The 15,308-nt window shown below is 44.0% G+C and carries 19 protein-coding genes; 4 read left to right on the top strand and 15 right to left on the bottom strand.

All coding sequences use genetic code 11. The features are described 5' to 3' along the window. The first annotated feature begins 628 nt into the window (after positions 1-628). Both IQ217_RS17520 and IQ217_RS17515 read left to right on the top strand, forming a co-directional pair. Entirely contained in the window at positions 629-1,084 is a 456-nt protein-coding gene (locus tag IQ217_RS17520) for a hypothetical protein (protein WP_194021046.1), read from the top strand. 134 nt (positions 1,085-1,218) lie between these two features. After that, complete coding sequence (locus IQ217_RS17515) at positions 1,219-1,704, top strand: hypothetical protein (RefSeq protein ID WP_194021045.1); 486 nt, start codon at positions 1,219-1,221, stop codon at positions 1,702-1,704. 113 nt (positions 1,705-1,817) lie between these two features. Here the strand turns inward: IQ217_RS17515 and IQ217_RS17510 are convergent, their stop codons facing one another. The 15 genes from IQ217_RS17510 to IQ217_RS17440 all read right to left on the bottom strand — a co-directional run bounded on the left by IQ217_RS17510 (position 1,818) and on the right by IQ217_RS17440 (position 14,067). Then, on the bottom strand, positions 1,818-2,030 hold the full coding sequence (locus IQ217_RS17510; RefSeq protein ID WP_194021043.1) for a hypothetical protein: 213 nt from the start codon (positions 2,028-2,030) through the stop codon (positions 1,818-1,820). 68 nt (positions 2,031-2,098) lie between these two features. Continuing rightward, positions 2,099-5,332 carry a plasmid replication protein, CyRepA1 family gene (locus IQ217_RS17505; RefSeq protein ID WP_194021041.1) on the bottom strand — a complete coding sequence of 1,078 codons (3,234 nt, stop codon included), beginning with the start codon at positions 5,330-5,332 and terminating at the stop codon, positions 2,099-2,101. Between the two features lie 126 nt (positions 5,333-5,458). After that, positions 5,459-5,611, bottom strand: coding sequence for a plasmid mobilization protein (locus IQ217_RS19555; RefSeq protein WP_420826701.1), 153 nt, complete (start codon positions 5,609-5,611; stop codon positions 5,459-5,461). Positions 5,612-5,689: 78 nt separating this feature from the next. Then, positions 5,690-5,827, bottom strand: a complete 138-nt coding sequence (locus tag IQ217_RS17500; RefSeq protein WP_194021039.1) for a hypothetical protein — start codon at positions 5,825-5,827, stop codon at positions 5,690-5,692. A gap of 12 nt (positions 5,828-5,839) precedes the next feature. Continuing rightward, on the bottom strand, positions 5,840-6,082 hold the full coding sequence (locus IQ217_RS17495; RefSeq protein WP_194021037.1) for a hypothetical protein: 243 nt from the start codon (positions 6,080-6,082) through the stop codon (positions 5,840-5,842). Further along, positions 6,072-6,674, bottom strand: a complete 603-nt coding sequence (locus tag IQ217_RS17490; protein WP_194021035.1) for a ParA family protein — start codon at positions 6,672-6,674, stop codon at positions 6,072-6,074. Before IQ217_RS17490 ends, IQ217_RS17495 begins: the two co-directional genes overlap by 11 nt. A 113-nt stretch (positions 6,675-6,787) precedes the next feature. Next, complete coding sequence (gene hsdR / locus IQ217_RS17485) at positions 6,788-9,103, bottom strand: EcoAI/FtnUII family type I restriction enzme subunit R (protein WP_194021033.1); 2,316 nt, start codon at positions 9,101-9,103, stop codon at positions 6,788-6,790. Positions 9,104-9,106: 3 nt separating this feature from the next. After that, a complete protein-coding gene (locus IQ217_RS17480; RefSeq protein ID WP_194021031.1) occupies positions 9,107-9,457 on the bottom strand; it encodes a type II toxin-antitoxin system RelE family toxin in 351 nt (116 codons plus the stop codon). Next, complete coding sequence (locus IQ217_RS17475) at positions 9,447-9,782, bottom strand: hypothetical protein (protein ID WP_228024258.1); 336 nt, start codon at positions 9,780-9,782, stop codon at positions 9,447-9,449. The genes IQ217_RS17480 and IQ217_RS17475 overlap by 11 nt, the downstream gene beginning before the upstream one ends. A 56-nt stretch (positions 9,783-9,838) precedes the next feature. After that, the gene (locus IQ217_RS17465) at positions 9,839-11,032 is read right to left on the bottom strand and encodes a restriction endonuclease subunit S (protein ID WP_194021029.1); all 1,194 of its coding nucleotides are present in this window, start codon (positions 11,030-11,032) and stop codon (positions 9,839-9,841) included. Continuing rightward, complete coding sequence (locus tag IQ217_RS17460) at positions 11,029-11,451, bottom strand: type II toxin-antitoxin system VapC family toxin (protein WP_194021028.1); 423 nt, start codon at positions 11,449-11,451, stop codon at positions 11,029-11,031. The genes IQ217_RS17465 and IQ217_RS17460 overlap by 4 nt, the downstream gene beginning before the upstream one ends. Further along, positions 11,448-11,690, bottom strand: coding sequence for a hypothetical protein (locus IQ217_RS17455; protein ID WP_194021026.1), 243 nt, complete (start codon positions 11,688-11,690; stop codon positions 11,448-11,450). Before IQ217_RS17455 ends, IQ217_RS17460 begins: the two co-directional genes overlap by 4 nt. Positions 11,691-11,694: 4 nt before the next feature. Then, entirely contained in the window at positions 11,695-13,149 is a 1,455-nt protein-coding gene (locus IQ217_RS17450) for a class I SAM-dependent DNA methyltransferase (RefSeq protein WP_194021024.1), read from the bottom strand. A 158-nt stretch (positions 13,150-13,307) separates the two neighbouring features. Continuing rightward, a complete protein-coding gene (locus IQ217_RS17445; protein WP_194021015.1) occupies positions 13,308-13,766 on the bottom strand; it encodes a hypothetical protein in 459 nt (152 codons plus the stop codon). Positions 13,767-13,830: 64 nt separating this feature from the next. After that, on the bottom strand, positions 13,831-14,067 hold the full coding sequence (locus IQ217_RS17440; RefSeq protein ID WP_194021013.1) for a hypothetical protein: 237 nt from the start codon (positions 14,065-14,067) through the stop codon (positions 13,831-13,833). A 223-nt stretch (positions 14,068-14,290) separates the two neighbouring features. On the opposite strand from IQ217_RS17440, the gene IQ217_RS17435 reads away from it, so the two are divergent. Continuing rightward, entirely contained in the window at positions 14,291-14,578 is a 288-nt protein-coding gene (locus IQ217_RS17435) for a hypothetical protein (protein ID WP_194021011.1), read from the top strand. Positions 14,579-14,838: 260 nt separating this feature from the next. Continuing rightward, positions 14,839-15,093 carry a hemolysin XhlA family protein gene (locus IQ217_RS17430; protein ID WP_194021009.1) on the top strand — a complete coding sequence of 85 codons (255 nt, stop codon included), beginning with the start codon at positions 14,839-14,841 and terminating at the stop codon, positions 15,091-15,093. The last annotated feature ends 215 nt before the right edge of the window (positions 15,094-15,308 follow it).

The raw sequence follows: 15,308 nt of genomic DNA, 5'->3' as shown, positions 1-15,308 counted from the left end.
AATTTACCGTCAGTGTTGGGAGTCCAGACAGGGCAAGGGATAAGCGAGGGTCAAGGGTGCGAAAAGATGCATTATCACATCCTTGAATTAGAGGACATTGCTCAGAATTTAGTGACTCAGATTAGCGGTGTATAAATCCAAGATTTATAAAACAACATCCCTCTGTAACTTTTTCCAACGGCATCCACTAGGTTGACATTGAAAAGGTCGAATCGAGAGATGTTGACCATATAGTTCTATGAGGCAAAAAATATGCCATCAAAATCCATGCTAGTCTCCATTGCTCTGATCTTTGCTTCAAAATGGCTCAAACACAGTGACTTTGCCCTGCACCATTCACCAGTTTGGTGGCTAGGGCTATTTCTCCTTGGACATTTCTTGCAAATCGTAGAGTTCATTAACCACTAACCCTAAAATGTTTTGCCACTTCATGCCCTTAGCTTCCATAGGGGGTGGGTGGCTAAAACTCCAAACGCTAAGACGGACTAAGGCGATTACAGGAAAAGCAGCCTCTAAATTTTTTTTGGGAATATTTAGAAAATCTCATCAAAACTAAAACATTTGAATTGACAATGTAACTATAGGAGTCCTCAGCAGTAAAATATTCTGAGAATATCCAGAGGCAAATATGACAATGCAAGGGATAAAAGGAAAAGTATTTTTATTTGTACTGATAATTCTGGCCGGCTGTAGAGATGAGACAAGGGTATCTAATGAATATAAAGAAATGATTAAAGAGACAATTAATACTGTTGAAGGATCAATGGAGAGATATAAGACAGCGGCAGAAACAGGGAATGTACTTGTAGCTTCAATAGTGGCACAGGAGGAAATAGAACTACTAATTAAATTACAGGAATGGGATGAATATTTTGACAAAAAGAATAATCAAGAGAATATATGCTCGGTCGAGAGAGTCTTATACATTTCAGGATTATCAACTTTTCTTTTGGTGCATAAAGCTTTAATGGATGGGGTACTCGACCCTGATGACCCAAGGTTTGTCAAGCTTAATACAAACAGTTTTTGGCAAAAAACATATGAATCAAAAAAAGAAGTGAAAAAAAAGTGTCAGCTAGAATAAGAAGATTAAGAATAAATAATTAGATAATGTCGATAGAATTTGCCCATTTTCCAATCTGGGAAAAACAGCCAAATGAGGATGAATCAGCCTTTCTACTTTTTCAAGGTTACTTCCTACCATCGCCAAAAGCGAATTTGACAGAAGCTTATAGGCGTTACATTGCCGATACTGGAAAGGAAGAAAATGGGAGAAAAATCGATGATGCGCCAGGGCAATGGAAACGAGATTGCGATCGCTACCAATGGCGATCAAGGCACACAGCTTTTTGGCGCGATCATCATCAAAAAAACTTGGATTGGATTGAGTCGGAGCGGCAAAAATTGGCCGCTTTAGAATTGGCCACTGCCCAAGTAATGATGCAAAGGGCAATGCAGATTCTAGCCTTACCCATTGACCCTGAAAGGGTTAGCCCAAAAGATGCCGCTACCCTGGCCAGGGCCGCTTCTGAGCTAGGGCGGCTGGCCCTGAGTTGGGATAATTTGGATAGGGCGATCGACATTGTTACTCGCCAGGGCTTTGTCGTTTCGATTAATCCAGAAATTCGGGGGATACTAAATGACGAGAAAATTTCAGCCCTATTTGAGTCACGGGGAAATGGAGACGTTAGACAGCCAAACTAAAATGGCTTTGCTGATTGTCAGGGGCAGGGGCAAGCTTGTTACCCCAAAACCCGGCTCAAACCTTCCCTCCCCGCCAGCTATTCAGTTTGAAGAGTTGAGGTAAGGCGATCACCTTATTCTCCCCGGCCATAACCACACCCCCGCCAAAACCTGACAAGATCCTGACGATCAACTTGGTATCGTTTTGCTAATTCCCCAAACCAGAGCCCACGGCTAGCATGGTCAATGGAAGAAGACACCTGAAATTCTGCCCTGAGTTGATCAAGCAAAAGGTCGAACTTTTCTCTGGTAGTCTCTTGGCTTGTGGTGGTAGGATTAGAAGACATAATTTTAGATTTGATTTATTGAAACCGCCATGGTGTAAAGCTTTGACGGTTTATTTGTTATTAATATTTTAGCTTACATTTTTACTAGTTGCTAATAGTAATTGGCTTTGACAATAATCAATCCAATCAAATAATTGGGCATCAGTGAGCTTTAGCCGTGACCTTTGCCCATACCTTTCTTGTAATATCTGGCTAGCCTGGCTTTCATCCCAACCCAATTTGGAGATCTGCTTGTTGTTGTTGGCTATGATTTCATCCCAATTAACCTGATTATTGAAATTTGCCTGGTCAGGATTACCCAAGCCAAGACTTTTACAGCTAGTACAATTATTGATATGCGAAAAATCCCTATTTTTTTCAATGCAAATACTTATAGGGAAAGTTGGCATATCAATATCTGTACTATCAACAGACAAAAAAACATCCCCAACAGTAGGCAGGGTCAGGGCTTTGGCTTTTTCCTGGTCACGTTTTAGCCAGCGGTCAAAAATTACCTGCCTGCCGTCTGGGTTCATACTAATTCTGTACTGTCTGACCTGTTCCCCAGTGGTTTCCCGCCCAACCTCGGTCAATTCCAGGGCAAAGAGTTTTAGGAACTTACGGAGGCAATCAATGGGACTGTTCCGGTTAGCGTCGGGGTCTGGGTTGATGGAAATATTTAGATAAGTTTTGATGTCCCTGGCCCTGGGGCAGATAAATTGATGCCATTCCACTAGGTCAGGGTCAGCTTTGGTAAATTGGCGATCGCCGTCTAGCAGGGCAGGGATGCCAAGGGCTTTGAGGGCTTCTACCTTTGCACTCAAACATTTTTTATTGAAGTCTGGGGGGAAGATTTGACCATTATTTTCAGCAAGGGAAATAATGCGGTTTTGGTCTGTGGCTTTGGTGAATTCAGCCCCAACGGTGAGGGCATATTGGAGCCTCAGCCCTGAGTACCAACCCCTTTGGCTGTCTTTATCAACTAACTCTGGGTTAATGGTGTCGGTGGCGTATTTGTTGGCGATCGCCGTGGCATCTACGGTTAGCCTTTCTGCCTCAGTCTTAGCCCCTTTATCCTGCAATGCTTTGTATTCTCTATCCTCCAGAATGGGGGAGTCAGCTACTTTTTGGCAATATTCAGCATGGCTAATTTTTGCTTGATTCTTAGCTATTTCCTTGATTATGTCGGTATTTTCCATCTCAACAAACCGGACATCATAGCCATTGTCCCGTAGTTTTTGGTGTATCTCATCCCGATAATTCCGAAAGCCTAGATTGTGATATGCGGCCTTGATTGCCCAGGTCTTCAGGTGGATAGCGTTAGAATCCAATTCCATCCTGCAATAATTCTCAGCTTGAGTTAGGGATTGATTAAGTTTGGCAAGCTTAGTCATGCCTTGAATTACCCCATAAGGGGAGGTGCTACCTCCTGCTATTAAGTTGTAGCAAGCGTTATCCGTTGCCCAAATGTAGCGGGGAACATTAGCCCGGTATCGCTCCAGACTTTGCCCAATAGCGTCAACAGTTTGAGAGCCGGAAGCAAAGCAGAATACAGCTCCAAAATGATTGCCCTCTATGCTTATCCCAGTTTCCAAAGTAGGGCTGGCGATAACGATGTCATAAAGGGACAACACAGCGTTAAGGTTGCCCATTATCCCAAAGGCTGGATGTCCCGGCTCTGCTACTGAATTACTGTCAATCCTGAGAATTTTTAGTTTTGGGAACTGATTATGGAGCATCCTTTCCAGGTTGATGGTTCCCCATTTTGATTTTGCTTTTTGCCCTCCGGTATGGATTATTAACTTTTCGCCGGCTCCAATCCTTTCCAGAAGCTTTGCAAATAATTCTTGGGGCTTCTGGTAGCTAGTGCAGGCTCTCTTAGTGGGCCGCCAATCGTTGATAATAACGAAGGGTTCAACAGGTTCAATTAAAAGCCCTTGGATAAAATCAATATCAGCCTTTGTCAGGTCTGAAGACATTAGAAAAATCTTGTCAGCTTGATTGCATAATTCTGCAAATTCATTAGCGATTGCCGTCCTATTTCTTTCGCAAGTTGAACTATTAAGAAGATGCCAGAAGACCTGATCAGCCTCGTCTAAAATAACCCAGCAAATCTCCCAGTCATCAGCATGGAATCTAGGGTTAGCGTTGGGGTGAAGGCTATCAATGCAAAGGGCATAACCAAAAATCTTGCCCTCTTTGGTTAACTCCGTACGGTATTCAATCCCAAACCTCGTCCCTAACTCTTTGGCTAGTTGTTCACGGTGGGGAGGGATGATTATCTTGCCCCCAGCCATCAAAAACGGCAACACATATTTGGACAACCATTCCGTTTTACCCGTGCCACAAAAGCTATCAATGGCGATCAGTTTGTTGGGTGGCAAAGTTTTAATAGCATCCCCTAAATATCTGTTATTGACTCTCAGGGAAACTAGTGGGGAAAGGTCTAGATCACGCTTGAGCCGCCATCTATCGGGATTGATAGCAACTGCTATGGATAGGTGGAAGATGTCAGCATTGGTGGCAATGACATCATCTAGCCCTTTGCCTGCTTTGCTGTCCCATTCCATTACTAGGGGCAAAGCCTTTGCATGGCTTTTGAGAGCAAAGGTTAGTCTGGCGATCGCCCGATTGACTCTGGCCCGCTTGTCAGGCTCTGGATCTTGGTCAAGACCAATAAATACTTTCCTGCCCTCAACATAGGGAAGCAAAGCTGGTTTAATCTTGCCCCCAGATTGTCCACAGTCGCATCCATAAAGAGATAGGGCAATACAGCCCTGACTGATAGCGGCTAGGGCTTTCTTTGCCCCCTCAGTGACGATGATGGGAATTTGTTTCCAGTTCTTAACCCAGTCCCAAAACAGACCGCCATTAGCTTCACATTCCAGCCATGATGCCTCGCACAGAGGAGATACACGACGGGCATGGTTGAGAGCTACGGCATTGGGAATATTGGGCCGATAGGGAACATCACCAATGCCAGTGGGGGCTATGTAGTTTCCTGTCCGCTTGCCATTGCTATCCTGACCCAAGTGCTTACTGTGCCACAGTGATCCATCTTCATTGAAAAATCCATAGGCTCCCTCTTGGGGTCTGGCCTGGTGAGTGAATCGTGTAAACCTCTGATCCAATAAATCAGCCCGTGGAGTGCTTAGAACTTCCTTGGTTAGGGGGTCATATTCTACATCGGGGATAATCTCAACATTGGCGGCTAAGACATCAGGGGCAATGCCAGCAAATTCCCTACTTGGTAGTGAAGCAAACTGCGTAGCCTTAAGTGTTTGTGGGTTGTCTAATGTCGAAATTTTGTTAAGATAATGCATATAACTTTGATTACCCCTCTCCTTTGGGGCTTTCCGATCCTTGCCGGGATAGGAAAAATTTAATTAAGGACAAAAAAATGCAAACCACCGATCAAGTCGCCAAACTCTGCGGTGGTTTTGCTGTTTTTATTCGGTTTTAATCAATGATTGCGCTTTTGGGTGTGTCGCAATCTTGCGGATAAAATCCTGCGGGGAAAGGCCGGTGCGTCCAGAGTTTTCGTAAATTATTTGTCGCTCGGTAGAGCTAAGCTTTACTCCGATCTGTTCCAATCTCTTCATGGCAATTCCCCAAAGCAATTGATTAATATACTAACCCAAAAATCAATCAATGGTGACGGCGAAACTACCGCACTGACTTTATTCCAGCATTTCCTGAACTAATTTTTCTAGTTCAGTATCATTCAGATCTACCCCCAAGCATTCAGGCAATTGGCTTAGGCGATCTGCTATCAAGGCTTTGGCTTGGGTGATGGTCTGTTGTTTGACGATCGCCATTTAAACCAATCACTATTTATGGCTATCTGGTAAACCAAATTTCTGGGTTAGAGCTTGGATGATAACAGAAGTCATTGTAATATCAGCCCTTTTTGCTTCAGCGGCCCAATGTTGTCGGAGAGACTTTGGGACTTTCACGCATAGATTTACCTCTCTTTCACTGGTTATCTGGTTTTCCAGTTGTATGGTTGATTGATCATCTGGTTTTTCTTCCTGTCTGGCTTTCTGGATGATGTCGCCGAATTTACCTGCCATGGATTACCTCCTGAATTTCCTTGCCTAGTTTTTTGTAGTCTTGCCATGCAGCCCGTAAACGAGAATCGCTTAAATCACGGATTGGTTTTCCTTCGAGGGCGGCCCTTTGATAGCCAACAGTACGACGGACGATGGTATTAAAAACAGGAATGCCTCCTTCTTTTAAATCCTGTCTCATGGTTTCCCCATCTTTATTTGGGGGAGGTAGGGCAATTGTGATTAAGGCCCGATAGTTTGCTTCCCCAACATCTTTTGCAGTTTCAAGCATAGGCTGAAGGCTCAAAATATCAGGGGCAGTGGGAAGCACTAACAGATCACAGCCTTTGGCCAATTCTTTAAGGTCATCAGAGTTAGGCCGGGCAGGGGTGTCAATGACGATAAATTCAGCACCGGAGACTTGTTTCATGGCCTGGCGTTCATCTGCAACTGTAAAAGGTAAGCTTCCCCTTTCTGCCCAACTTAGGGCAGTCCGATTTGGATCGCCATCTATCAATATTGTTTGATAGAACTCGCTGAAGTATGTCGCCAGGTGAATTGCCGTTGTACTTTTCCCTACCCCTCCTTTGTAGCCAGTGATGGTTATAATCTTCATCTGGTTTACTGGTTTTATAAATAGTTGGTTTTCTGGACTATTAAGAGAGGCTGAATTGTTCCCCCAAGAGCATTCCAGATTACCAGCTTTCTGGTCGTCTGGTTTTGATCCTATTAAGCCGCTTTGTCTATGTCGGAGTAGAGATAGGCTTGGAAATCGGTGAAAACGTTGCCAATGTCATTTCCCAGTTGGGTAAGTCCTTCATTGATGGTGTGATATTGAATTTCAATTAGTTTTGGCAATTTTGCTCTATCCAGTTCACCCACGCCTTCACGGATGTATTGATGCAGGACAAAATCTAGAAATTCTTGCTGTTTTCCGGTGTATTTGGAGAAAATTAACCCTTTATGTTTGATTACCCGTTCTTCTCTGGTTATGGGTTTGGCGGCATAGGCGATATAGGCCAGCACATCGTAAATATCGCTTTTCTCCGCATTGGCAAGGCGGGCGATCGCCTGTAGTTGTTCATCTCCATAGCCTTTTTCAGCTAGTCCTGTGAGTAGTGCTTTGCGGGTATCGGGACGGCCCCAGAGAGTGCGTAATTCGCCTTCATCTTTGAACAGGTCGGGAAGGTCGCCAAATAGTTTTTTGATAAATTCTTCAGCGGTAATCGGTTTACCGTCGGCACTCCAAAAAGTTGTTGTTTGGCTGTGTTCTAGTTCTCGTTCTTTGCCATCGGCTAATTTGATTTTGATTTTTGCCCGTTTTTCTTGCGGGTCAACGATGTAGGGATTATCTGGTTTATCTTTGGCTCTGTCCGGGTTACGGGGTTTGGGGTCAATGGCTACGGGTTCTTGGGGTTCACCGTCCCATTCGCCATCATTGAAATGCTCATAGGCCCGGACAAAATCATAGATGGTGAAATAGTCTTTGTTATCAAATAGTCGTGTCCCTCTACCGATGATCTGTTTGAATTCGATCATGGATTTGACTGGACGCATCAGCACAATATTTCGCACGTTGCGGGCATCTACGCCGGTGGAGAGCTTGCGAGAAGTGGTGAGAATGGTAGGAATAGTTTTTTCGTTGTCCTGAAAAGTTTTGAGGTTAGTTTCCCCGATACTGCCATCATTGGCGGTGACTCTGACGCAGTAATTAGGGTCGGTGCTGATTTTCATTTGGTTAATCAGATCTCGCACGGCTAGGGCATGGTCTTGGGTGGCACAGAAAACTAAGGTTTTTTCGTTTTGATTAATGGTTTCCATAAAGAGTTGTACCCTTTGCCTCTCCCGCTCTTCCATTTCGATGATGCGGTTAAAGTCGGTTTCGGTATAAAGGCGATCGCCATCGATGTCCCCTTCTAATAAATCGTCATCCGGGTCATAGAGATATTCATCAAGGGTGGTGGTGAATTGTACGACTTTGAAAGGGGTTAGATAACCGTCGTTAATGCCTTCTTTGAGGGAATAGGTGTAGAGCGGTTCGCCAAAATATCTGTAGGTGTCGCCATTTACGTCCCGTTTTGGCGTGGCAGTTAATCCCAGTTGGACAGCGGGGGCAAAGTATTCGAGGATTTTGCGCCAGGTGCTTTCGTCGCTAGCTCCACCCCGATGACATTCATCAATGATCACGAAATCAAAGAAGTCGGAGGGATAGTCATAAAAATGGGCTGTTTCCTCCTCCCCTTTCTCGGTCATGAAGGTTTGAAAAATGGTAAAAAATAGACTTCCATTTTTGGGGACTTTACCTTTTTTCTTAATTTCCTTTGGGTCAATCCGCACTAGGGCATCGTCGGCAAAGGCTGTAAATGCAGTAAAGGCTTGGTTGGCAAGGATGTTGCGGTCTGCGAGGAAGAGGATACGGGGTCGGTGGGTAGGTTCCCCGCTGATGTTCCATTTACTCTGGAAAAGTTTCCAGGCAAGTTGGAAGGCAATGAAGGTTTTGCCGGTGCCGGTGGCCAGAGTTAGCAACATCCGGGTTTTACCTTGGCTGATGGCTTCTAGGACAGCTTCAATGGCATTGTGTTGGTAATAGCGGGCTTCCCAGGTGCCTTGTTTATCTTCAAAGGGAATGGCGGCAAAGCGATCGCGCCAATCGTTTTTTTGCGGATAGGTAAGTTCCCAGAGTTCACCAGGGGTGGGATAACGGTCGATATATTTTTCTTCCCCTGTTCTCATATCGACTTGGTAGATTTTTTCGCCGTTGGTGCAGAGGGCAAAGGGGGTTTTTAGGCGATCGGCATAATCCTTTGCTTGGCCGAGTCCTTCAGTGGGATGAAGTTCTAGTTTTTTAGCTTCAAGGCTGGCCAATTTTTGATTTTTATAGAGCAGCACATAATCACAGGATTTTGGCTTACTTCTTTTGCCTGAACCAACTAACCGACCGGGGGCAATGACTTCCCTTCTGATGCGACTTTCTGCTACCACTCCCCAACCAGCGGCTTTTAATGCGGGGTCAATCAGTTCGGCTCTAGTTTCGGCTTCGTTCATGGGCTAGGGAGCGATTTGGCAGATGATTTCTGTAATGAGTTGATTACTAATATCGGCTTGGTCAGATTTGGAATAGATAGTGATGAGGGTAATTCCAGTTTGGCTACGGAGGTAATAGATTACCCGATACCCCCCACTTTTACCTTTGTTGGTGTCGCTATTTTTGAGTCGAACTTTAAAAACAGTGTGTTCTAGTCCTTGAATTTGCTCGCCGGGAGTTTCACCTGATTGTAATTCTGTAATTAGGGGTTCTAGGTCTTTGCGGATGGAGCGGTAACGTTTGGCTAGGGTTTTGAGGTCTTTTTTGAAGCGGGACGATAGATCGACATTGATGGGGTTTTGGTTAATCGACATCAATGTCCTCCCACATTTCTTCAAGGGGAATGACTTCACCCGCTAGAGCTTGGCGCATTCCTTCTCTGATCCCTTCAATAATTTCTTCCTCCGGGGTGTTGTAGGGTTCGACGGTTTCATCTCTGTGACGAAATTCCTGAACTAGTCGATAAAGCTCTTCTTGTCGGGATTCGGGGATCTCTTTGATTTCATCAATGATTTTTTGCAGTAACATGACTTTTCCTTTGTTTAAATGATTAGGTCGTTTGGCTGTTGAAAGATCCATAAATTCGCTCATTTCTTCCCCTACATCAAATTTTTGGTCAAATTCTTCGGCTGTGATCATAGTGTGAGACTTTGGTAAGGATATAGCTCTGCATGGAAACCTACATTTTAGGCAATTTACTGGGTGAGTTGGCCGGTGAAGGCTTTTTGTAGTATGGATTGTTTTAACTCGGCCAGGTTTTCTAATTTGCGTTGATAAATGGCTTCGAGTTTTTGAGATTGACTATGTAAATTTTCGATCTGAAGAACCAATTTCTTTTGCTCATCTAATGGTGGAATGGGAAATTTTGCTTGTTTAACTAAGTCACTGCTAATATTTTTTACAACTGAGCCTGAAGCTAGATTTAAAAATTGATTCTGAACCATATTTGAACTTAGTAAGTAATAGAAAAAATTGGCATCCAAATTTTTCGACAGGCGTAAAACAAACCAACCGTCATGAATATATCCTGTTGTGTTCATAATGTATGGTTTTCCATAAGACATAGAATTAGTCAAAATAAAATCTCCTGGCTCAACTTTTCTTGATTTTTGTGATCCTTCTTTGGTGATTTTTTGTTTAGTCTTAGTAATATACTTAGGTTGATCTTGAGTATCACTTATCTTAACCCAATTAACTCCATCTTCAGATGCTGTTATATATTCTTTGATAGGACGAGGAGAACTTCCTCTCTCTACAATGCAAACATTATTAAGAGTTTTTATTTCAAAATCTTGTTCACTATCAGTAAAAATCTTGTTTAAATAGCTGTCGAAAAGTTCACGGGCGTTGATGAGGTTCTGGCGGGCGATCGCCTCTGCTTGTTCTATCCCAGCAAAACACTCATCCAATATCTCCACAATCCGTTTTTGCTCTTCCAATGGGGGAATAGGAACTAAAACTTTTTTAACGAGAGTGGTATTTAAATTTCTAACCGTAGATCCTGATGCTAATTTATCAAACTGTTTATACGCTACCTGAGAATTGAGAAAATAATATAAGTAATCTTGATCAAAAAGTCCATTTTTATCCTTTAAAACTAGCCAACCATCATGAATACATCCAGAAGTTTTCATGATATAGGGACGGCCAAAACTCATAGAATTAGATAATAGAAAATCTCCTGGCTCAACAAACCTAGATTTTTTTATACCTTCTGGTTTGATTTTTTCTTGAGTTTCATAGATGTACTTAGAACTTGCAGAAGCATCGGCAATTTTTATCCAATTGATACCATCTGACTCATTAGTCAAATAAGCTTTAATGGGTCTGGGAGACCCACCGCGAGCAATATCACACAAATCATCTAACGTTTTAACTTCCCACTTCATGCCAACTTCTCTCCAATAGTTGCTAAAAGTTCAGCAGGTGTAAACACAGAAATCGAAGCCTCTGCATAGTCCTTTGGATTTCTTGTCACAATGCCATCAAGACATGCAATCAAAGCTGTTTGATACTGAATTGCATCTTCAAAATCTTTTGGATCTGATGCCAAAGCCCGTTTGATCACCGCCTGATCGACTGGCAATACTTCACAAAAATCAATTAACCTTTTTAGAAAATCTAGCGTCCAGTCTTTGCCTCTAACCTTACGGACAATATAAAAAATATCGCTAATTGTTGAAGCTGAAAGATGTCCTTTGATTTTTCCTTCTTCACAGCATACTAAAAGACGATCTGAATTCTCAAAAAAAGGCTCTCTCAAAGTTGCCACATCAACAACAATATTGGTATCAATTAAAATTCTCATAGATTATGTTTTGCTTTAAGATATTCCCACTTTGCTTCATCTTCATCAAAATCAGCCGGAGCAGGAACCGTGTTTTCAAATAAACCAGCAAAAGCCTTAACCCGACTTTTTTTTCGCTGTGTTACTGGCAAATCAGAAGCCTCCTGCTTTTGTTTATCTAACAGATCATCCAACAACTTAGCCAATGAATCATCAGACATTTGGTCAATTACTTGAAGTAATCTTTCTCTAACAGTCATAGCCTTACCCCTGCGATAACAACAATTCAATATTAGCCAAAATCTCAGCACTTTCTTGATCAAGGGCCGCAATCTCCGCCAAAATTTCTTCTGGTTCCCGTAACGGGTCATCCTCCGGTGCATTTGGATTCTTTGGCGACAAGTCAAAGGTTTCCTGATCCACATCCTTCAGATCCAAAAACCAAGACCGTTCCGACTCCTTAAACTCCGATTGGAACTCCACAAACTCTTTTAGATCATCATCATTGAGCGGGTTCGTTTTCCCTAGTGATCGCCCCACATCAAGCTGATAAAACCAAATCTTTTCCGTTGGTTCCCCCTTCGTAAAAAACAGCACCACCGTTTTTACCCCAGCACCGAGGAAGGTTTTTGCCGGACAATCCAACACCGTATGGAGATTACAAGTCGTCAGTAATTCCCGCCGTAACGCCCGTGAAGCATTATCCGCATTGGATAGGAACGTATTCTTGATGACCACGGCTCCCCGTCCCCCGACCTTCAGGCTTTTGATGAAGTGCTGGAGAAAAAGAAAGGCAGTTTCCCCCGTCTTAATGGTGAAATTTTCCTGAATTTCCTTCCGTTCCTGACCTCCAAAGGGTGGATTAGCAAGGATGACATCATGGCGATCTTTCTCCTGAATGCCCTGAATATCCTCTGTCAGCGTATTGGTTTGGATAATATTCGGAGCCTCGATCCCATGGAGGATCATATTCATGATGCCGATGATGTAGGCTAACCCCTTTTTTTCCTTCCCATAAAGCGTTGCCGTCTGAAGTAATTCCAAATTCGTTGCACTTTTGGCCAACGGGCGTAAATATTCATAGGCTTCGCAGAGAAATCCCGCCGAACCGCAAGCCCCATCATAAATAGTCTCCCCAAGCTGGGGCTTCGTCACCTGAACCATGGCCCGAATCAATGGCCGTGGCGTGTAATATTCCCCACCATTACGGCCCGCATTGCCCATATTTTTGATGCGAGTTTCGTACAGGTCGGACAATTCATGCTTCTGCTGTTGGGTCTGAAATTGAAGCGCATCAATACTTTCCAGCACTTCTCGTAGGTTATAGCCACTTTGAAACTTGTTGGTTAACCCGGAAAAAATCTCTCCAATCTTTGCCCCAAAGGTTCCCTGCTCTGCATAACCCTTAAATGCGGCCAAATAAGGGAATAAGTCGCCACTGACAAAGGCGATCAAATCATCCCCCACGGGAGCCGTTTTCAGCAGTTCACGCTTGTTGTCCTTGGGATAAGCCCAACTTTTCCACCGATAGTCCTCATCTAATAAAGGCTCGTAGGTATCCCCAGTTAAAAGAGCCTTACTTTGCCGATCCGCTTCCAAATCGTCCAAATATTTCAAAAAGAGAATCCACGAAATTTGCTCCGCATAATCCAGTTCCGTCGCACAGCCCGCTTCTTTACGAAGCACATCATCAATATTTTTAAAGGTCTGCTCAAACATTCAAGGTCACACACAGAAAGCCTAATCATGATACTGGATACTTCATACACCTTCAGTGAGAAGAATGGTAAATGAAGAAATTGGCGATCGCTCTAATCAAATACCCTGCTTGCCTTGTTTAAGGGGCTTACAGGGCATTTTCAGTGATATCAAGCGTACTAAGCTAGCTTGAATTTACGTTGGGCACTCAGGTAGAGTGTTACCCCTAGTTTTTCTACCGATTCATCGGTCTGGGCTTGGGGGATGGTGCCCGCCTGATCTAGGCAGAATGCTAATAGATCCCTTTGCTCCTGAACGTATTGGGCGATCGCTTTTTTGGTTTCCGCTGTCATTCCCTGGGGGGTGGTAGCTGTTACCTGGGAGGGCTGGGGTAATGCCGGGGTGGAAAGATGGGGATGGGTTAGGTGGTTCTCAATGATGCTGATCTTGCCTTTACTGTCACGACTGACGGTTACAGCTTGGCCCCTTTCCAGGTATTCCAGCGGGGCATAACCTACCGGCCCCCATATCGCAGACTCGGTTCCATCTTCCAAACGAACATCGCAGACCAGGCGATCGCCATACTTGGTTTTGACTTGCCGGGGGGCTTTGCTAACAGTTGCTCCAATTAATTGCATGATTTTTTACTCCATTAAATATGTGTCGAAGCGGGGCCACCGCTGGCCCCGGTGGTCAGTCAGATTAGAAAGGGCAGTATTCAGCGGTCACATTAAGTTGCCGCCATGCCCAGCGATCACAGTTGAAAGCAGTGGCTATGGAGTCTTTAACCTCAGCAATGGAAAGGGGATTCCGGCTGTAAATATGGAGGGTGCCCAGCTCCCCGGTTTTCCGGTGTTGAAGGTCAAGCTTGGTTAGATGGTCGCCAGAGCCTTGGAAATGAAAAACCTTGGCGGTGGGTTGAGTCTGAACTGATAACATTGGATTTACCTGTAATTAGGGTTGGCATTGGGAGTCACTGAGTGGAATTGGTTGGCTCCTTTTGCTGTATGTATTTAATATATCCTGTAAATACGAAAGCGTAAATACAGTATTGATAAAAGTTTGATATACGCCAAGGCAATTATCGTCATTACAGCTTATACATACAAAAGTGTATGGCGTATGATAGGATATGTACGAAGTGTATTGATTGAGGTTTGTTATGGTTGCTAAGAAATTAGTCTCAATCAGAGTCCTGGAGAATGATTGGGACGATTTTAGGAAATGGGCTGATAGCCAAGGCAGTAATGCCACAGCGGAACTCAATCGGTACATACGCCAATGCCTAGGACGTAATGACAGTGAAATACATACTGTAAATACTGCATCTACAGTATGTAATGACAGTGAGATACAGGAATTGAAAACGGCGATCGCCAATTTAACCGGGCAATTGTCCGAGGTTATGGGTGAGGTCAGAGAATTAAAAAAGCCAGAGCTGGCCGCCTAGGTTCCCCGGTGATAGCCCAACCTAAAAATTCCTCTGTTACATCGCCGGTGGAAGTAAGTGAAGGGAATGGACTAACGGAGAAAGAATTGTCTCAACTGCTAGGCATTCCAGCGACTACCATTAGGGGATGGGGCCGGGACATCGGTAGAACCAAGGAAAAATATGTAGCCAGGCGAACGCCCAAGGGAATGGGCCAACCTGTCTCTCCCTACATCTTGAAAAATGGCTTATGGTATCCAGCAAGTAAAGAGGAAAGTTAAATGGCAACGATTGAGACTGAATTAAAAGATGTGCTGTCCAAGATTGATAGCCATCTAGAAAAAATAGATGATCGCCTAGGTCGACTAGAAACAGGACAAGCAAGGGCAGAGGAAAAGTTAGACAGTCTAGATAAACGTGTGGAAAAGCTAGATGGCAGTCAAAGCAGGCAAGTTTGGACGTTGATAGGGATTATTGGGACAACGGTTATCGGTGTCGTGATCAGATATGTTCTAACTGCTTTTCCCAATCCCTAACGCCACAGCACCACCGCCCCATCCCTGAGTCCCCTAACCATGGGGGCTTTTTGTTGGTGGCACCGATCAGCGTTTTGGAGGGTGCGATAATTTACCGTCAGTGTTGGGAGTCCAGACAGGGCAAGGGATAAGCGAGGGTCAAGGGTGCGAAAAGATGCATTATCACATCCTTGAATTAGAGGACATTGCTCAGAATTTAGTGACTCAGATTAGCG

This window comes from Synechocystis salina LEGE 00031, assembly GCF_015207985.1.
Lineage (GTDB): Bacteria > Cyanobacteriota > Cyanobacteriia > Cyanobacteriales > Microcystaceae > Synechocystis > Synechocystis salina.
This window is presented reverse-complemented; position numbering and strand designations above follow the sequence as displayed.

What these genes read in the sequence shown, in the direction of transcription:
- IQ217_RS17520 (WP_194021046.1), top strand. Translation starts at nt 629, where the DNA reads ATGACAATGCAAGGGATAAAAGGAAAAGTATTTTTATTTGTACTGATA.
- IQ217_RS17510 (WP_194021043.1), bottom strand. Translation starts at nt 2,030, where the DNA reads ATGTCTTCTAATCCTACCACCACAAGCCAAGAGACTACCAGAGAAAAG.
- IQ217_RS17505 (WP_194021041.1), bottom strand. Translation starts at nt 5,332, where the DNA reads ATGCATTATCTTAACAAAATTTCGACATTAGACAACCCACAAACACTT.
- IQ217_RS19555 (WP_420826701.1), bottom strand. Translation starts at nt 5,611, where the DNA reads ATGAAGAGATTGGAACAGATCGGAGTAAAGCTTAGCTCTACCGAGCGA.
- IQ217_RS17500 (WP_194021039.1), bottom strand. Translation starts at nt 5,827, where the DNA reads ATGGCGATCGTCAAACAACAGACCATCACCCAAGCCAAAGCCTTGATA.
- IQ217_RS17495 (WP_194021037.1), bottom strand. Translation starts at nt 6,082, where the DNA reads ATGGCAGGTAAATTCGGCGACATCATCCAGAAAGCCAGACAGGAAGAA.
- IQ217_RS17490 (WP_194021035.1), bottom strand. Translation starts at nt 6,674, where the DNA reads ATGAAGATTATAACCATCACTGGCTACAAAGGAGGGGTAGGGAAAAGT.
- hsdR (WP_194021033.1), bottom strand. Translation starts at nt 9,103, where the DNA reads ATGAACGAAGCCGAAACTAGAGCCGAACTGATTGACCCCGCATTAAAA.
- IQ217_RS17480 (WP_194021031.1), bottom strand. Translation starts at nt 9,457, where the DNA reads ATGTCGATTAACCAAAACCCCATCAATGTCGATCTATCGTCCCGCTTC.
- IQ217_RS17475 (WP_228024258.1), bottom strand. Translation starts at nt 9,782, where the DNA reads ATGATCACAGCCGAAGAATTTGACCAAAAATTTGATGTAGGGGAAGAA.
- IQ217_RS17465 (WP_194021029.1), bottom strand. Translation starts at nt 11,032, where the DNA reads ATGAAGTGGGAAGTTAAAACGTTAGATGATTTGTGTGATATTGCTCGC.
- IQ217_RS17460 (WP_194021028.1), bottom strand. Translation starts at nt 11,451, where the DNA reads ATGAGAATTTTAATTGATACCAATATTGTTGTTGATGTGGCAACTTTG.
- IQ217_RS17455 (WP_194021026.1), bottom strand. Translation starts at nt 11,690, where the DNA reads ATGACTGTTAGAGAAAGATTACTTCAAGTAATTGACCAAATGTCTGAT.
- IQ217_RS17450 (WP_194021024.1), bottom strand. Translation starts at nt 13,149, where the DNA reads ATGTTTGAGCAGACCTTTAAAAATATTGATGATGTGCTTCGTAAAGAA.
- IQ217_RS17445 (WP_194021015.1), bottom strand. Translation starts at nt 13,766, where the DNA reads ATGCAATTAATTGGAGCAACTGTTAGCAAAGCCCCCCGGCAAGTCAAA.
- IQ217_RS17440 (WP_194021013.1), bottom strand. Translation starts at nt 14,067, where the DNA reads ATGTTATCAGTTCAGACTCAACCCACCGCCAAGGTTTTTCATTTCCAA.
- IQ217_RS17435 (WP_194021011.1), top strand. Translation starts at nt 14,291, where the DNA reads ATGGTTGCTAAGAAATTAGTCTCAATCAGAGTCCTGGAGAATGATTGG.
- IQ217_RS17430 (WP_194021009.1), top strand. Translation starts at nt 14,839, where the DNA reads ATGGCAACGATTGAGACTGAATTAAAAGATGTGCTGTCCAAGATTGAT.